Source organism: Microbacterium sp. dk485, assembly GCF_004570445.1.
GTDB classification, from domain to species: domain Bacteria; phylum Actinomycetota; class Actinomycetes; order Actinomycetales; family Microbacteriaceae; genus Microbacterium; species Microbacterium wangchenii.
In genome coordinates, this window is the sequence record NZ_SPQW01000002.1 from 53,267 (window position 1) to 68,815 (window position 15,549).

The 15,549-nt window shown below is 70.4% G+C and carries 14 protein-coding genes; 5 read left to right on the plus strand and 9 right to left on the minus strand.

Going from position 1 to position 15,549, the window contains the following annotated elements:
• Nucleotides 1-289: 289 nt before the first annotated feature.
• From E4V99_RS10910 to E4V99_RS10925, 4 genes are all read right to left on the minus strand, one after another.
• The gene (locus tag E4V99_RS10910; RefSeq protein WP_209305617.1) at nt 290-2,221 is read right to left on the minus strand and encodes a glycogen debranching N-terminal domain-containing protein; all 1,932 of its coding nucleotides are present in this window, start codon (nt 2,219-2,221) and stop codon (nt 290-292) included.
• Nucleotides 2,218-3,033, minus strand: a complete 816-nt coding sequence (locus E4V99_RS10915) for a carbohydrate ABC transporter permease (RefSeq protein WP_245233226.1) — start codon at nt 3,031-3,033, stop codon at nt 2,218-2,220. Before E4V99_RS10915 ends, E4V99_RS10910 begins: the two co-directional genes overlap by 4 nt.
• A 107-nt stretch (nt 3,034-3,140) precedes the next feature.
• A complete protein-coding gene (locus E4V99_RS10920) occupies nt 3,141-4,250 on the minus strand; it encodes a sugar ABC transporter permease (protein WP_135117303.1) in 1,110 nt (369 codons plus the stop codon).
• 26 nt (nt 4,251-4,276) lie between these two features.
• Nucleotides 4,277-5,515: an extracellular solute-binding protein gene (locus E4V99_RS10925; protein WP_135117304.1), complete on the minus strand. Its 1,239-nt coding sequence runs from the start codon at nt 5,513-5,515 to the stop codon at nt 4,277-4,279.
• A 148-nt stretch (nt 5,516-5,663) separates the two neighbouring features.
• On the opposite strand from E4V99_RS10925, the gene E4V99_RS10930 reads away from it, so the two are divergent.
• Nucleotides 5,664-6,662 (plus strand): LacI family DNA-binding transcriptional regulator, encoded by a 999-nt coding sequence (locus E4V99_RS10930; RefSeq protein ID WP_135117305.1) that lies wholly within the window; start codon nt 5,664-5,666, stop codon nt 6,660-6,662.
• 146 nt (nt 6,663-6,808) lie between these two features.
• On the opposite strand, the gene E4V99_RS10935 is transcribed toward E4V99_RS10930, so the two are convergent.
• The 4 genes from E4V99_RS10935 to E4V99_RS10950 are packed head-to-tail and all read right to left on the minus strand — an operon-like array spanning nt 6,809 to nt 10,580.
• A complete protein-coding gene (locus E4V99_RS10935; protein WP_135117306.1) occupies nt 6,809-7,273 on the minus strand; it encodes a histidine phosphatase family protein in 465 nt (154 codons plus the stop codon).
• A gap of 28 nt (nt 7,274-7,301) precedes the next feature.
• Nucleotides 7,302-8,573: a DUF445 domain-containing protein gene (locus E4V99_RS10940; RefSeq protein WP_135117307.1), complete on the minus strand. Its 1,272-nt coding sequence runs from the start codon at nt 8,571-8,573 to the stop codon at nt 7,302-7,304.
• A 40-nt stretch (nt 8,574-8,613) separates the two neighbouring features.
• Nucleotides 8,614-9,777, minus strand: coding sequence for an acyl-CoA dehydrogenase family protein (locus tag E4V99_RS10945; RefSeq protein ID WP_135117308.1), 1,164 nt, complete (start codon nt 9,775-9,777; stop codon nt 8,614-8,616).
• A 47-nt stretch (nt 9,778-9,824) separates the two neighbouring features.
• Entirely contained in the window at nt 9,825-10,580 is a 756-nt protein-coding gene (locus E4V99_RS10950; protein ID WP_135117309.1) for an alpha/beta hydrolase, read from the minus strand.
• A 62-nt stretch (nt 10,581-10,642) separates the two neighbouring features.
• Between E4V99_RS10950 and E4V99_RS10955 the strand changes: the two genes are divergently transcribed.
• Nucleotides 10,643-11,047 carry a pilus assembly protein CpaE gene (locus E4V99_RS10955; protein WP_135067909.1) on the plus strand — a complete coding sequence of 135 codons (405 nt, stop codon included), beginning with the start codon at nt 10,643-10,645 and terminating at the stop codon, nt 11,045-11,047.
• A gap of 25 nt (nt 11,048-11,072) precedes the next feature.
• Here E4V99_RS10955 and E4V99_RS10960 read toward each other — a convergent pair whose 3' ends face one another.
• Nucleotides 11,073-12,278: an MFS transporter gene (locus E4V99_RS10960; protein ID WP_135117310.1), complete on the minus strand. Its 1,206-nt coding sequence runs from the start codon at nt 12,276-12,278 to the stop codon at nt 11,073-11,075.
• Nucleotides 12,279-12,673: 395 nt separating this feature from the next.
• On the opposite strand from E4V99_RS10960, the gene nrdH reads away from it, so the two are divergent.
• From nrdH to nrdE, 3 genes are read left to right on the plus strand one after another with little or no spacing between them, the layout of a single operon-like run.
• The gene (gene nrdH, locus E4V99_RS10965) at nt 12,674-12,907 is read left to right on the plus strand and encodes a glutaredoxin-like protein NrdH (protein ID WP_135067905.1); all 234 of its coding nucleotides are present in this window, start codon (nt 12,674-12,676) and stop codon (nt 12,905-12,907) included.
• Nucleotides 12,908-12,935: 28 nt separating this feature from the next.
• The gene (gene nrdI, locus E4V99_RS10970) at nt 12,936-13,376 is read left to right on the plus strand and encodes a class Ib ribonucleoside-diphosphate reductase assembly flavoprotein NrdI (RefSeq protein ID WP_135067903.1); all 441 of its coding nucleotides are present in this window, start codon (nt 12,936-12,938) and stop codon (nt 13,374-13,376) included.
• Nucleotides 13,377-13,426: 50 nt separating this feature from the next.
• Nucleotides 13,427-15,526, plus strand: coding sequence for a class 1b ribonucleoside-diphosphate reductase subunit alpha (gene nrdE / locus E4V99_RS10975; RefSeq protein WP_135071337.1), 2,100 nt, complete (start codon nt 13,427-13,429; stop codon nt 15,524-15,526).
• Nucleotides 15,527-15,549: the final 23 nt, after the last annotated feature.

Sequence of the window (15,549 nt, forward strand, 5' to 3'; positions counted from 1 at the left end):
CGCCGCGGGCGCCGAACGGTGCGGATCTCCTGAGTTTTGAACGCGGCCAGGCACGGCCCGACGGCGAAGCCGGGCGACGGGCGGCGGCGCGGCGGGGCGGTTCACCGCCAGCCGCCGAGGGTGGGGACGGAGGCCGCTCGGCGGTGGTGGCGCGCCGCGGTTCAAAACTCAGGAGACACGCCGTCGGAGGGGGCCGCCGGGGGCGCCGAAGTGCCCGGATCTCCTGAGTTTCGAACGGCGATGGACGACCGCGCCCGCCGGCGGCGCCCGGCGGCGCGGCGGTGTTGGTCTAGCCGGCGGCCGTGAGCACCTGGAGGCAGGTCACCGCCGCCGCCGCCGACCACGCCTGCGGGCGGCAGGCCGCGGGGTAGGGGGCGGGCACGGACCTCTCGGATGCGGCGTCGCCGGCGTGCAGCTCGGGCACCCGGTACGCGAACCCCTCGGCGGCCGCGAGCAGCCCGTCCACGGCCTGAACGGCGGCGTCCCGCAGGCCTGCGCGCAGCATCCCGTTGATCGCGATCGCGGTGTCGTGCACCCACACGCTGCCGCCGTGGTACGACAGCGGCCAGAAGCCGGCGGCCCGCGTCGACATCGTGCGGATGCCGTAGCCGCTGGACATCGTCGGCCCGAGCAGCAGCCCCGCCACGTGCGCCTCCTCGTCGGGTTCGAGGATCCCCGTCCCCAGCAGGTGCCCGATGTTGCTCGTGAGCGTGTCGACGGGGTTCTTGTCGCGATCCAGCGCGACGGCGGGGTAGCGGCCCTCGGGGGTCTCCACCCAGTACGCCTCCGCGAAGCGCGCCCTGAGATCGGCGGCCCAGGCGCGGAGGCCCGCCGGATCGTCGCCGTCGTCGCCGAACGCCTCCAGCAGGTCGGCCCCGCCGCGCGCCGCCTCGTACGCGTAGCCCTGCACTTCGCACAACGCGATCGGACCGGTGGCCAGGGTGCCGTCGCGCCACTGGATGGAGTCGCCGGAGTCCTTCCACCCCTGGTTGGCCAGACCGGTCCCCATCCGGTCGATGTAGTCGAGGAACCCGTCGCCGTCGCTGTCGCCGGACTCCCGCATCCAGGCCAGCGCGCGGCGCAGCGCCGGCACGAGCTCGCGCACCTCGGCGTCGGGCATGCCGGCCCGCCACGCATCGGCGAGCAGGCAGACCCACAGCGGCGTGGCATCCACGCTGCCGTAGTACTGCGGCGGCAGCACGATGCCCTCGCCCGGCAGCTGGATCGCCGACGCCCGCAACTCGTGCAGGATCTTCCCCGGCTCCTGCGCCGTGGCGGGGTCGTCCCGCGTGCCCTGCAGACGCGCCAGCACCCGAAGAGTGGATGCGGCCATGTCGGTGCCCAGCGGAAGGGTCAGCCTCGCCGCCCACAGCGAGTCGCGTCCGAAGAGCGTGAAGAACCACGGCGCACCCGCGGCGAAGAACTCGTCACGGGGTGCGTCGGGCAGCGCGAGGCGCAGGGCGTCGAGGTCGCCGAGGGCCACCTCGAGCCAGCGCCCCAGCCGCGGATCGCCCGCCGTGGCGGCCGGCGCCCCCACAGCGCCCGCCGCCGCGGCCCACGTCCCGGGCCCGGCTGCCGCCTGTACGACGAGCGTTTCGTCGTGCAGCTCGACCGCCCACTCGCGCACGGCTTCCCCGCGGGGTGGGAGGTCCACCGTCCACGTCGCCACGACGGCGCCACCCTCGGCGGCGAGGTGGGCGCCCGGTGCCGCCACCTCGAACCAGGCGCTCGCCGTGCGCACCGTGGCAGCGGTGCCGGACACCGCGATCTCCGCCGTGCGCGGGGCGTGCGCGCCCGACTTCACCTCGTGCAGCAGCGCGAAGTCGGGGACGAGTCGCAGTGCGAGCGTCATGGACACCGCGTGCGGCGCGTGCGAGCGCACCGTGAGCGTCTCGCGCATCCGCCCGGCCGCCACGCGCCGATCGCGCGTGAGCCGCACCTTCGGGTCGGGCGTGGCGTCGTCCACGCCCCGCAGCAGCCCGTCGAAGACGATGCGGGCGGGGCCGTCCGGCGCAACCGAGATCCACTCGATCCTCGACTCCGCGCACGACAGCTCGATTCCCCGGACGTGACGCACGTCGCCGTGGTAGATCCCGTCGATCGCGGCCGCGCTGTCGCCGCCGGCGCGCGACCACACCTGGGTCGGGGCGCGCAGCGCGATGAGGGCATCGGAAAGCAGGGGCTGCAGCGGATGCGGCAGGCCCTCGTTCTCGCGGGTCATTCCTTGACGGCTCCTTCACTGGCGTTCATGACGCGGCGCTGGAAGATGAAGAACACCACGGCGACGGGGATCGTCATGATGGCCGCGGCCGCGAGCTTGATGGGGTACTGGCTGCCCTGGCTGAGCTGTCCGCTCGCGAGTGAGGCCACACCCTTGGTGAGGGTGGTCAGCTCGGGCGACTGGGTGGAGATGACGAAGTGGCTGAGCTCGTTCCACGAGCCCTGGAACGACAGGATCACGATCGTGATGAGGGCGGGGCGCGCCATCGGCAGCACGACCGACCAGAAGATCCGGAACGTCCCGGCCCCGTCGATCCGGGCCTGCTCCTCGACGGAGGCCGGGATGGATTCGAAGAAGTTCTTCATGATGAACACCCCCGCCGCATCCACCAGCAACGGCAGCACCATGCCCGCATAGGAGTCGTACATGCCCAGCTGGTTGATGACGAGGAACTTCGGGATGAGGAGCACCACCGTGGGCACGGCCATGACGGCCACGAGCGCCGCGAACACGATCCCGCGGCCGCGGAAGCGCAGCCGCGCGAGCGCGTACCCGGCGAGGGAGTTGAAGAAGACCCGCCCCAGGGTGACGAGGATCGTCACGATGGCCGAGTTGGCGAACCACGTGGGGAAATCCGACCGCAGGAACAGCTGCTCGTACGCCGCCCATGTGAATGGGGAGGGGATGAGGGAGACCGGATCGACGGCGGCGGCGTCGTTGGTCTTGAAAGACGTGGCGACCTGCACGAGGAACGGATAGATGTAGACGACGGCGAGTGCGGCGAGCACGACGTAGAGGACGATCTGCCACATCACCGTCTTGCGGGGGAGGCGGCGCCGGCGGACGGGGCGGCCGCGGTCGCCGCCGGTCTGCTCCTGCTCGATGAGCACGTCGGCCTGGAGACCGGTGGCTGCGGCGGTCATCGTGTCGTTCCCTTCCGCGCCGCCGGGCGCACCTCGTACTGCCGGGCGCGGCGCCGGGAGACCGGGCGATCGCGGAGGATGAAGCGCTGCAGGATCGTGAAGGCCACGATGATGACGAACAGCACGAACGCGATGGCCGCGCCCTGGCCCCACTCCTGCGAGATGAACGCGGAGTTGTAGCTGAGATAGGCGGGGGTGAGGGTCGTCTTGCCCGGGCCGCCCTGCGTGCCGGTGTAGATCTGGTCGAACACCTGCCAGCAGCCGATCAGGCCGAGGGTCAGCACCGTGAACAGGGTCGGCTTGAGCTGGGGGAGCGTGACCCGCCAGAAGCGCTGCCATCCGTTCGCGCCATCCACCATGGCCGCCTCGTCGACGTCGCCGGAGAGGTTCTGCAGCGCGGCGATGAACAGCAGCATGAAGGTGCCCGACGTCGTGAAGACGGCCATCAGGACGAAGGCCGACATCGCCACCGAGGGACCGGCGAGCCAGTCCCACCACGACACCCCGAGGAATTCCGACTGCGTGAGGGCGTCGGGTCCGGTGCGCACGCCGAAGGCTCCGAGCAGATTGTGCACGACGCCGGTGGGCTCGTTGAACCAGTTCGGCCCGTTGATGCCGATCCACGACAGCACCTGGTTGATCGCGCCGGAGGTGGAGAAGAGGAACAGCCACAGCACGGTGATCGCCACGGTGCTGGTGACCGAGGGGAAGTAGAACGCGGTGCGGAAGAAGCCGCGGCCGCGCAGCACCGCGCGGTTGACCAGGACCGCGAGGAACAGCGACAGCGCCGTCTGCAGCGGAACGACCAGCAGCACGTACCACGCGTTGTTGCGCAGGGCGATGCCGAAGTCGCGCTCGGCGAGCCCTCCGCCGGTGGTGATGGCGGCGTAGTTCTCACCGCCGACGAAGCTGACGTCGCCGGAGAAGGGACTGCCGCGACCGGTCCAGTCCGAGAAGCTCACCCACAGCGCCATGAGCACGGGGATGAGGAGGAAGACGCCCAGGATGATCAGCACGGGGAGGGTGAAGATCCATCCGGCGGCCGCCTCGCCGCGCCGGATCCCGGAGGACCCGGCGCGGCGGGGTGGTGTCGATAGAGCGGTCATGTCCGCGCCCGATCAGCGTTTGCGGCTCACTCGACGATCGCCTCGAGGTTGGACTGCACCGAGTCGAGGATCGTCTGCGGGTCGCCGGTGGCGAGGGACTCCAGCTGCGCGTTGAAGTCGGAGATGACGTCGGCGGCCCCGGCGATGGTCGGCGGGAACTGCGCGTACTCGGCTCCGGCGAGGAAGGCCGCCAGTTCCGGGTTCTCATCGGTCCACGTGCCCGCGGCCGACTCGATCGAGGGCATCGGGCCGAACGCCTCCGAGAAGGTCAGCTGCTGATCGGTCCCGGTGAGGTATTCGACCAGCTCGAGCGCGGACTCCTGGTCGGCGCTGTCGGCGGCCATGCCCCAGCAGTTGGTGAACTGCAGCGTGCCCTGGCCGGCGGGGCCGGCGGGAAGCTCGGCCACGGTGTAGTTCACGTCGGGGTAGTCGTTGGTCAGCGTGCCGGTGATCCAGTTGCCCTCGATGACCATGGCGGCAGCCCCCGTGCCGAAGGCCTCGCCACCCCATCCGGCGCCGATGTCGGCGGCGAAGGCGAAGCTGCCGTCGGTCAGGTGGCTCTGGACGTAGGTGAGCGCCTCGACGTTCTCGGGGCTGTTGGCGACGGCCTGTCCGTCGACGAGCAGCCCTCCGCCGGCCTGCGCCATGAAGGCGCCGAGCCGCTGGTACTCCGCGCCGAACGCGAGGCCCACCTGCCCGTCGGTGGTCAGGCGCTGCGCGGCGGCAGCGAGGGAATCCCAGTCGGTGGGGATGTCGGCGTCGGTGAGGCCCGCCTCGGCCCACAGATCGGTGTTGATGATGAGCGCGAGGGTGGAGAAGTCCTTCGGGGCGCAGTAGAACTCGCCGTCGAGGGTGAAGTTCTCCACCAGCGAGGGGTAGAAGTCGTCCTTGTTGGCGAGCTCGTCACCGTACGCCTGGATGGATCCGTTCTCCGCGTACCCGGCCAGCGCCTCGGGCGCGAGGTAGAACAGGTCGGGCGGGGATCCCGCGGCGAAGCCCTGCGACAGCTGCTGCGGCAGGTCGTTGGCCACCTGCACCTCCGCCTCGACGCCGGACTCCTCCGACCACGCCGCGACGGCCTCCTCAACCGCGCTGGTCTCGGCCTCCCCGGAGGAGCCGATCAGGACCGTGAGCGCGCCGTCGGCCGATTCCTCCGAGCCGCCCCCGCCGTCGTCGAATCCCGAACCGCACGCCGTGAGTGCGAGCGAACCGGTCACGAGGAGCGTCCCGGCGCCGAGCCAGACGCGCGTGCTGTGCCGTGTCATGTGTCTCTCTCCTTCGATGAGCCATGGAGGGATTTGAACGATCAAACCCAGTCGTCCCCTCACCGTACGTATGCCGCATCCGCCCTGTCAAGGCGCGGGAGGAAGCGTCCTAGGATGGCGCAGAGGCACACGAACGGCGGGAGGTGCGATGGTCAAGGCCCCCACGGTCGACGACGTCGCGCGCGTGGCCGGCGTCTCGCGCCAGACGGTGTCCAACGTCGTGAACTCGCCGCACATCGTCCGGCCGCAGACGCGGGAGCGCGTGGAGAGCGCGATCGCGGAGCTCGGGTATCGACCGCACGCGGCGGCTCGGATGCTGCGCACCCGGCGCAGTTCGACCATCGGCGTGCACCTCGACCCGTACGCCGGCGGCATCTCCGGCGTCGTCCTGGACCGGTTCGTGCACGCCCTCACCGAGCGGGCGAGCGATCGCGACATGCGGGTGCTGGTGTACGCCGCGCGCTCGCCCGAGGAGGAGGTGGCGCGCCTGGCCGACCTCCGCGAGGGCGGGGAAGTGGATGCCGTCATCGTCACGGGCACGTTCCGCGGCGACCCGCGGACGGGCTGGCTGATCGAGCACGGCCTGCCGTTCGTGTCGTTCGGCCGCCCGTGGGGCGAGGACGACGTCGATGTGCCCGCGCACCTGTGGGTCGACGTGGACGGTGCCGCCGGCACGAGCGCTGCGACGCGCCACGTGCAGCGCACCGCGGGCGGGCGCGTGGCCTTCCTGGGGTGGCCGGAGGGGTCGGGCACGGGTGATGACCGCGAGCGCGGCTGGCGCGAGGCCGGGGGAGGCGGGCCTCGGTGGGCGGTGGAGGAGAGCGTCGGCGCGGCACGGGCGGCGGTCGCCGCCGCCCTGGCAGCGGGGGAGGCGGTGGACGGGATCGTGTGCGCGAGCGACTCGCTCGCGGTGGGGGCGCATCTGGCCGCCGTGGCGGCGGGACGCCCCGACCTTCCCATCATCGGGTTCGACAACACCCCCGCAGCCGAGGCGCTGGGACTCTCCAGCGTCGAGCAGCTGCCGGAGAAGGTGGCCGCCGGCGCGCTGGAGCTGCTGATGGGCGCCACCGGCAGCATCGTCGCGCCGCGGCCCGCCGCATCCGGCTCGGCACACGTGCTGGTGGAACCGCGCCTGGTGGTGCGCTGAGCCAGGGAGCGGTGCGCTGAGCTCCGCTCCGGTTCAGAACTCAGGAGACACGCCGACGGTGGTGGCCCCGACTCAGCCGAAGTGCGCGGATCTCCTGAGTTTTGAACGGCGGGGTGGTGCGCTGAGCTACAGGGTGGTGCGCCGGGCTACGGGGTGGTGAGCGTGACGTCGTCGGGCGGCGTCGTGCCCACCGCATCCCACCCGCCGCTCTCCCACGTGAACACCGCCACGGCGGAAGTCGGCATGCTCACTTCGCGCCCGGCCAGCTCGCTGACCAGCTCGCTCATGCCCGGGTCGTGGGCCACGACGAGCACCTCGTCGGCGCCGCTGTCGCGCGCCGCCTGCAGGAGGGCGTCCGCATCCGCGAGGTAGAGGTCCTCGCTCTCCCGCACCTCGGCGTCGAAGGCCGCGGCGAAGTGCTCCGCGGTCGAGCGGGCGCGCAGTGCGGTGGAGGTGAGGATGACTTCCGGGCGCACGCCGGTGCGCAGCACGCGGCGGGCCACCTCGGGTGCGTCGCGCTGGCCCCGCGCATTGAGGGGACGGTCGTGATCGTCGACCGACGCGTCGGCCCAGTCCGATTTGGCGTGTCGCGCGAGGGCGAGCTGGATCATGTCGTCATCACGGGTTTCAGGGTAGCGCTCAGCCCAGGGCGAGCGTGGCCACGGTGAAGATCACCGCTCCCGCCAGTGCCCCCACGATCGTGCCGTTGAGCCGGATGTACTGCAGGTCGCGTCCGACCATGAGCTCGATCTTCTCGGTGGTCTCCGCGGGGTCCCACCGCTCGACGGTCTCCGTGATGATCGAGGCGATGTCATGGCGGTAGCGGTCCACGACGAAGACGGCGGCGTCGGTGACCCAGCCGTCCACGCGGCTCTGGAGCGACGCATCCGTCGTGAGGCGCTCGCCGATCTCGGCCACCGCCTGCACGGCGCGGCGCCGCAGGCCGCTGTCGGCGTCCTGCAGCGCCGTCAGCAGGCCCGTCTTCGCGGTCTGCCACGCCTCGGCGGCGAGGGAGCGCACACGCGGGCTGTCGAACAGCGTCGCCTTGGCGTCTTCCAGCTTTCCGATCGTGGCGGGGTCGTGCTGGAGGTTGTCGGCCAGTCGCGCGAGGTAGCGGTCGATGGCGGCGCGGGCGGGATGCTGCGGATCGTCGCGCACCGCGTCGACGAAGGACAGCGCCTGGCGGTACACGGTGTCATCGACGAGGCGCTGGGCGACCCCGGGCACCCACGACGGCAGGCGGCGGGAGACGAGGCCGCTGAAGGCGTCCTGGTTGGCGGCGAGCCACGTGGCGATCGAGTCCGCGGCGAGATCGACGGCGCCGGTGTGCGCGCCCGAATCCACCACACGGTCCAGCCAGCTCCCGATCGACGGTCCCCAGTCGGGGGCGATGAGATGCTCGCGGGCGAGGTCTTCGATCACGTCGCGCACATCGTCGTCGCTCAGCGCGTTGAGCACCGCGGTGGCGGCGGTGGCCGCCTCGGCCGACACGCGCTCGGCGTGCGCGGGCTGGGCCAGCCACGCGCCCAGGCGAGCGGCCATGGGCGTCGTCTCGAGCTTGCCGCGGACGACGGGGGCGGAGAGGAAGTTCGTCTCCACGAATTCGCCCAGGCTGCGGCCGATCTCGTCCTTGCGGCGCGGGATGATCGCGGTGTGCGGGATCGGCAGCCCGAGCGGGTGACGGAACAGCGCCGTCACAGCGAACCAGTCCGCCAGCGCCCCGACCATGCCGCCCTCCGCCGCAGCGCGCACCCACTGCACCCACGGATAGCGCTCCTGCAGGGGGAACGACACCGCGAACACGATCGCCATGAACACCAGCGCCCCCAGGGCCACCGCCTTCATGGTGCGCAGGGCCCGGCGCCGCTCCTGGTCGGCGGGGCTCAACAGAGCCGTCGGTGTGGACTGCATCCGGTCATCCTCGCACGCGGGTCCCCGCCGGGGGCCGCGCTCAGCGCTCCTGCGGGCCGAGCCACGCCGTCGCCGCTGCGGCGTGGGCCGACTCCGGGTCGGAGGGATGGAACAGGCCGGCGAGCACGTCGCGGTACAGCCGCGACAGCTCGTTGCGGGAGAAGTAGGACGAGCCACCGGCGACGAGCATCGCGTCGTCCACGACGTGCTTGGCGGTCGTCACGGCGCGGTGCTTGACTCCCGACAGCAGCGAGAACCACCGCGGCCCGTGGTCCACGAGCCCGTCGACGTCGCCCGCGAGAGCGGCCAGCTGCGGCGGCAGCGCGTCGTAGGCGATGGCCATGTCGGCCACGCGCCAGCGGATGTCGGGGTCCTGCGCGTACGACATCCCGGTCTTCTTCGAGCGCCGCGTGGACGCGGCATCCACCGCCAGCTCCAGCGCCCGGCGCGCCACTCCGGTGTACACCGAGGCCAGCAGGAGCTCGAACACGGCGAAGATCCCGAACACGAGCGGATCGGGCTGGGGCCCCGGGTCCACGCGCCGGGCGATGCGGTCGGCGGGGGCGATCGCCCCGCGAAGCTCCGTCGTGCGGCTCTGCGTGCCCCGCATCCCGACGGTGTCCCAGTCGTCCCGGGTGTGGACGGCGTCGGTGCGCGGAAGGAATCCGTAGACGAGCTTGGGCGCGTCGGGGGAGGTGGTGTCCAGCCCGTGGACGCCCAGCTGGGTCCACACCGGGGCGAGGGAGGTGAAGATCTTCGTGCCGGTGAAGGCGTAGCCGCCGTCGGCGGTGGGCTCGGCGGCGGTGTCGCTGCCGAAGAGCACGAGGTCGTTGCCGGCCTCGCTGATGCCGAACGCGAACACCTCGCCGGCGGCGGCGCCGGTCTGGACGAACGCGAGATCGTCGATGCCGCGGTCCTGGAGGATCTTCGCCACGCCCGTCCACACCAGGTGCATGTTGACCGCCAGCGCCGTGGCCGGGGCCGCGGTGGCCAGACGCTGCTGGAGCACGGATGCCTCCGCCAGGCCGAGTCCGGCGCCGCCCCGATCGGCGGGCACGAGGATCGCGAGGTAGCCGGCATCCCGCAGCTCGTCGAGGTCGTCGACGGGGAAGGTGTTCTCGCGGTCGTGCACGGCCGTGCGCTCGCGGATGCGCTCGAGGAGGTCGTCGGGAAGGATCTGGGCCGGGTCGAACGCTGCCGTCATGCCCCCATTGTCCCGCGCGGCCGGATGCTCGGGCCGGTCGGGGCGGGTCAGCCCAGCGCCGCCATCAGCGCCGCGACCGTCTCCTCCGGTTTGTCCCGGTGCGGAGAGTGCCCGGCCCCGGTGACCACCGACATCGTCACGACGGGGTTCTGCCGCACCTCCTCGGCCAGCGCGCCGGAGAAGATCGAGTACACGGCGGGGTCGGCGGCGATGATGTGCGTCGGGCACGTCAGGCGCGCGGCGGCGGGGCGCACGTCCCAGTCCGGGTTCTGCAGGCTCGTCTGCTCCACGGCCCACGCGCTGGCCTGCTGCGCGGAGAGGGCCTTGAGCTCGATGTCCTGCGGGTGCCACGCGGGGTGCTCTGCCCGCACGGCCGCGACGCTGGGATCGGCGAAGGCGCGTTCCTGGCTCTCGCGCACAATCTCCCGGTCGCGTGCGGCGAGGTGGATCGCCGGATCCACCAGCACGAGGCGCCGCGTCCAGCCGGGGTCCGCCGCCGCCGCCACGGTGGCCGCAGCGCCGCCCAGCGAGTGCGCGATGACGAGGTGCCACCCGTCGGCGTCACCGGGCCGGGCCTGGCGGATGTCTGCGGCGTACGCGTCGATCCGGTAGTCCAGCGCGCGCGGGGCGGTGCCATGCCCGCGCAGGTCGACGGCATCCGCCCGCCAGCCCGCCTCCGCGAGGGCGGAGCCGTAGCGCCACATGAGGGCGCCGTTGGAACCGAGGCCGTGGACGAGGAGGGCGCGGCGGGGCGCCGAGGAATCGCCCCACGTGAGGCGGGGGAGGGTCACGGCGGAGGTCATCCCCCCATGCTATTCACGGCCGGCACGGCCCCCCGTCCGACCCGGGCGGACACAATGGAGGGATGATCTCGACCGAGGCGGCCCGCGCTCTCCGCGAGGCGGGCCTCGAGTGGCGGCCGCGCTCGGGCGACCGGTTCCAGCTGGACGAGCCGGAGTTCGACGCCGACGTCTTCACCGTGAGCGACATGACGATCGAGCCCCGCTCCTATCCCACCGGCACGATCCTCGCCTTCAACGGCACGACGGAGTGGGCGCTGGACTCCGTCGCCCTCGAGGAGGCGCTGTGGCTGCCCTCGGAGAGTCAGCTCCGCGAGATGCTGCGCGGTTCCTTCCGGCACCTGCGCCGGCTCCCCGACACCCACGAGGTGGAGATCGTCTTCGCCGGTGAGCGCCGCACGTTCCAGCATCCTGAGCCGGCCGACGCCTACGCGCTCGCCGTGCTCGCGCTCCTCGCCCGGATGGCCTGAGCGGCCCTGCCCGGGGCCGGCGGACCTACGTGATGGTGGACACCGGCTCGGTGTCGGGGATCGGGCTGGCGTCGCGCTCGCGGAGGTCCGGGAACCCGCGGACGCACGCGACCGCCACGAGCACGCCCACCGCGGCGAACCCGGCCGCCGCGACGTAGGCGCCCTGCGGGCCGACGCCGTCGATGAGGAAGCCGGCCACGGCCGACCCGGCGGCAGCCCCGATGAGCTGCCCGGTGCCGATCCAGCCGTACGCCTCGGCGGTCTCGCTGAATCGGACGCTGGCGGAGGTGATGGCGAAGATGACCGCCAGGGCCGGGGCGATCCCGATGCCGGCGAGGAAGAGTGTGCCGCCGAGCCACCACACGTCCAGGGCGAAGACGGCCAGGGCCAGGCCCACGGCCACGATCGTGAGGCGCCGGGCCATGGCCCACGGGCCGATCGGGATGTGCCCGAACGTCAGGCCGCCGGCGAGGCTGCCGACCGAGAAGACGGCGAGCACGAGGCCGGCCGCGGCGCCGGAGTGGCCGAACGTGGCCACGACGCCGACCTCGACCGCCGAGCACGCCGCGATCAGGAGGAATCCGGCCACGGTGGCCAACAGGACCGGCGCTTTCAGCAGGACCCGTCCGAACCCGCGGCGGCTGCGCGGGATGCGCACGCGTCCGACCTCGGGCGACAGGATGAACCAGCTGCCCCCGCCCACGAGGATCGCCACGATCAGGAGCAGGGCCTCGAGGGTGCCGATCTGGGTGGCCACGAACGTGATGACCACCGGCGCGACGATCCAGATGATCTCCTGCAGCGACGCGTCGAGGGAGAACAGCGGCGTCAGCTGGCGGGAGGTCACCATCTTCGGGTAGATCGTGCGGACCGCCGACTGGACGGGCGGGGTGGACAACCCCGCGATGAGACCCAGCGCCATGTAACCGGGCACGGGGAGAGGCAGCAGTGCGAGTCCGGCGATCGCCAGCGCGCACACCGCGAGGGTCAGGGTCAGCACCGGTCGCATGCCCCAGCGGCCCATCCAGCGGCTCGTGACCGGCCCGGCCACGGCCTGGCCGATCGAGGTCGCCGCCAGGACCAGGCCCGCGGCGGCGTACGAGCCGGTCACCCGCTCGACGTGCAGCAGCACGGCCAGGCTCGTCATGCCGTTGGGGAAGCGGGCGGCCAGCTGTGCGGTCATGATCCGCGCGACGCCGCGCGTACGCAGGAGATCCCGGTAGCCAGCCACGACATCCCACGGTACCCATTCCGCCCCGCCGCGGCGAACGTCCCGGGCGTCGGAGCGGGGCCCGCTCCGTGCGACACGCGACACGCCGAGCGCGCGGATTCCACAGAAGTCCGGATGTCGGAGGCCCGCTCTACCTTTGCGCCTGTGGACAGATCCCGGCGCGGTCGGGGAAACGAGCGGGATTCAGGGCTTTTCCGGCTCCGGAAACGGTGCCGCGCCTGTGGATGAAACGGTGGACAACATGTGTTGTATCTGGGGAGAGCGGTGGAAAACTACACGAATGTAACTACTAGCCCTTGTGGTGCCTTCCAATGTCGGCACCCATATGTAGTATTGAGCTCCCGGGACAGCAGTACTCCGGGAAACCAGGTCCTTGAGGGGAGAAACGGGTAATCATGGCCATCACGGTGTACACCAAGCCTTCGTGCGTGCAGTGCACGGCGACCTATCGCGCGCTGGACTCGAAGGGCATCGAATACGAGGTGCAGGACCTGTCTCAGGATGCCGCCGCCCTCGAGCAGGTCAAGGCTCTCGGCTACCTCCAGGCGCCGGTCGTTATCACGGACGAGGACCACTGGTCCGGCTTCCGTCCCGACAAGATCGACGAACTCGCCTCCCGCCTGGCCTGACCCTCCGACCGGCTCAGGGGCCGTCGTCATGAGTTCTGTCGTGACCGCCACCGAAGTCCCGCTCCTGGTCTACTTCTCGAGTGTGTCGGGCAACACCGCGCGTTTCATCGAGAAGCTCGGGATGCGGGCGGTGCGGATCCCGCTCCACGCGACCGACGCTCCCCTCACCATCGACGAACCGTTCGTGCTCGTGACCCCCACCTATGGCGGGGGTCAGGGGCGCGGCGTCGAGAAGGGTGCCGTCCCCAAGCAGGTCATCCGGTTCCTCAACGACACCGGCAACCGCAGCAACATCCGCGGAGTCATCTCCGCGGGCAACACGAATTTCGGCGAGCACTTCGGCCTCGCCGGCGAAATCATCAGCCGCAAGTGCTCCGTGCCGCACTTGTACAAGCTCGAGCTCTTCGGCACACCCGACGACGTCGCTCGCGTCAGCGAAGGATTGGAACGATGGTGGAATCAGCACTAGAGGCGGCACTGACCGCGAACGACTTCAAGGCCGACCTGCGGTTCGACGGCATGGACTACCACGCCCTCAACGCGATGCTCAACCTGTACGACGCGGACGGCAAGATCCAGTTCGACGCCGACAAGCGCGCCGCTCGGGAGTACTTCCTGCAGCACGTGAACCAGAACACGGTGTTCTTCCACTCGCTCAAGGAGCGCCTGGACTACCTCGTGGAGAAGGAGTACTACGAGCCCGCCGTCCTGGAGAAGTACTCGTTCGAGTTCATCCAGCGCCTCAACGACTTCGCCTACGGCAAGAAGTTCCGGTTCGAGACGTTCCTCGGCGCCTTCAAGTACTACACGAGCTACACGCTGAAGACCTTCGACGGCAAGCGCTACCTCGAGCGGTTCGAAGACCGCGTCGTCATGACCGGCCTCGCCCTCGCCGACGGCGACGAGACCCTCGCGCTGAGCCTGGTCGACGAGATCCTCTCCGGCCGCTTCCAGCCGGCCACCCCGACATTCCTCAACGCCGGCAAGGCCCAGCGCGGCGAGCTCGTCAGCTGCTTCCTGCTGCGCATCGAAGACAACATGGAGTCGATCTCGCGCGGCATCAACTCCTCGCTGCAGCTGTCCAAGCGCGGCGGCGGCGTCGCCCTCCTGCTGTCCAACATCCGCGAGGCGGGCGCTCCGATCAAGCAGATCGAGAACCAGTCCAGCGGCATCATCCCCGTGATGAAGCTCCTCGAAGACAGCTTCAGCTACGCCAACCAGCTCGGCGCGCGTCAGGGCGCGGGCGCGGTGTACCTGTCGGCCCACCACCCCGACATCCTGCGGTTCCTCGACACCAAGCGTGAGAACGCCGACGAGAAGATCCGCATCAAGACGCTGTCGCTGGGCGTGGTCGTGCCCGACATCACGTTCGAGCTGGCCAAGAACGACGAGGACATGTACCTGTTCTCGCCCTACGACGTCGAGCGCGTGTACGGCGTCCCCTTCGGCGACATCTCCGTGACGGAGAAGTACCGCGAGATGGTGGATGACCCGCGCATCAAGAAGACGAAGATCAACGCGCGCGAGTTCTTCCAGACCCTCGCCGAGATCCAGTTCGAGTCAGGCTACCCGTACATCATGTTCGAGGACACGGTGAACAAGGCCAACCCGATCAAGGGCCGGATCAACATGTCCAACCTCTGCAGCGAGATCCTGCAGGTGAACACGCCGACGACGTTCAACGAGGACCTGTCCTACGACCAGATCGGCAAGGACATCTCGTGCAACCTCGGCTCGCTCAACATCGCCCTGGCGATGGACGGCGGCAACCTCGCGCAGACGGTGGAGACCAGCATCCGCGCGCTCACCGCCGTCAGCGACCAGAGCCACATCCGCTCGGTGCGCTCGATCGAGGCCGGCAACGACCGTTCGCACGCCATCGGCCTGGGACAGATGAACCTGCACGGCTACCTCGCCCGTGAGCACGTCTACTACGGCTCGGAGGAGGGTGTGGACTTCACGAACATCTACTTCTACACCGTGCTGTTCCACGCCCTGCGGGCCTCGAACAAGCTCGCCATCGAGCGCGGCACGACGTTCGACGGGTTCTGGGACTCGACCTACGCCAGCGGAGAGTTCTTCGACAAGTACATCGAGCAGGTGTGGGAGCCCAAGACCGACAAGGTCAAGAGCATGTTCACCGGGCACCACATCCCCACGCAGGACGACTGGCGTGAGCTGAAGGCGTCGATCCAGCAGTTCGGCATCTACAACCAGAACCTGCAGGCGGTGCCCCCGACCGGGTCGATCTCCTACATCAACAACTCCACGAGCTCGATCCACCCCATCGCGGCGAAGATCGAGATCCGCAAGGAGGGCAAGCTCGGGCGCGTGTACTACCCGGCGGCGTTCATGACGAACGACAACCTGGAGTACTACCAGGACGCGTACGAGATCGGCTACGAGAAGGTCATCGACACGTACGCCGCGGCCACGCAGCACGTGGATCAGGGCCTGTCGCTCACGCTGTTCTTCAAGGACACCGCGACCACGCGCGACATCAACAAGGCGCAGATCTACGCCTGGCGCAAGGGCATCAAGACGATCTACTACATCCGGCTGCGCCAGATGGCCCTCGAGGGCACCGACATGAGCGAATGCGTCTCGTGCACGCTGTGACGCGCTGACCAGGATTCGAGAGA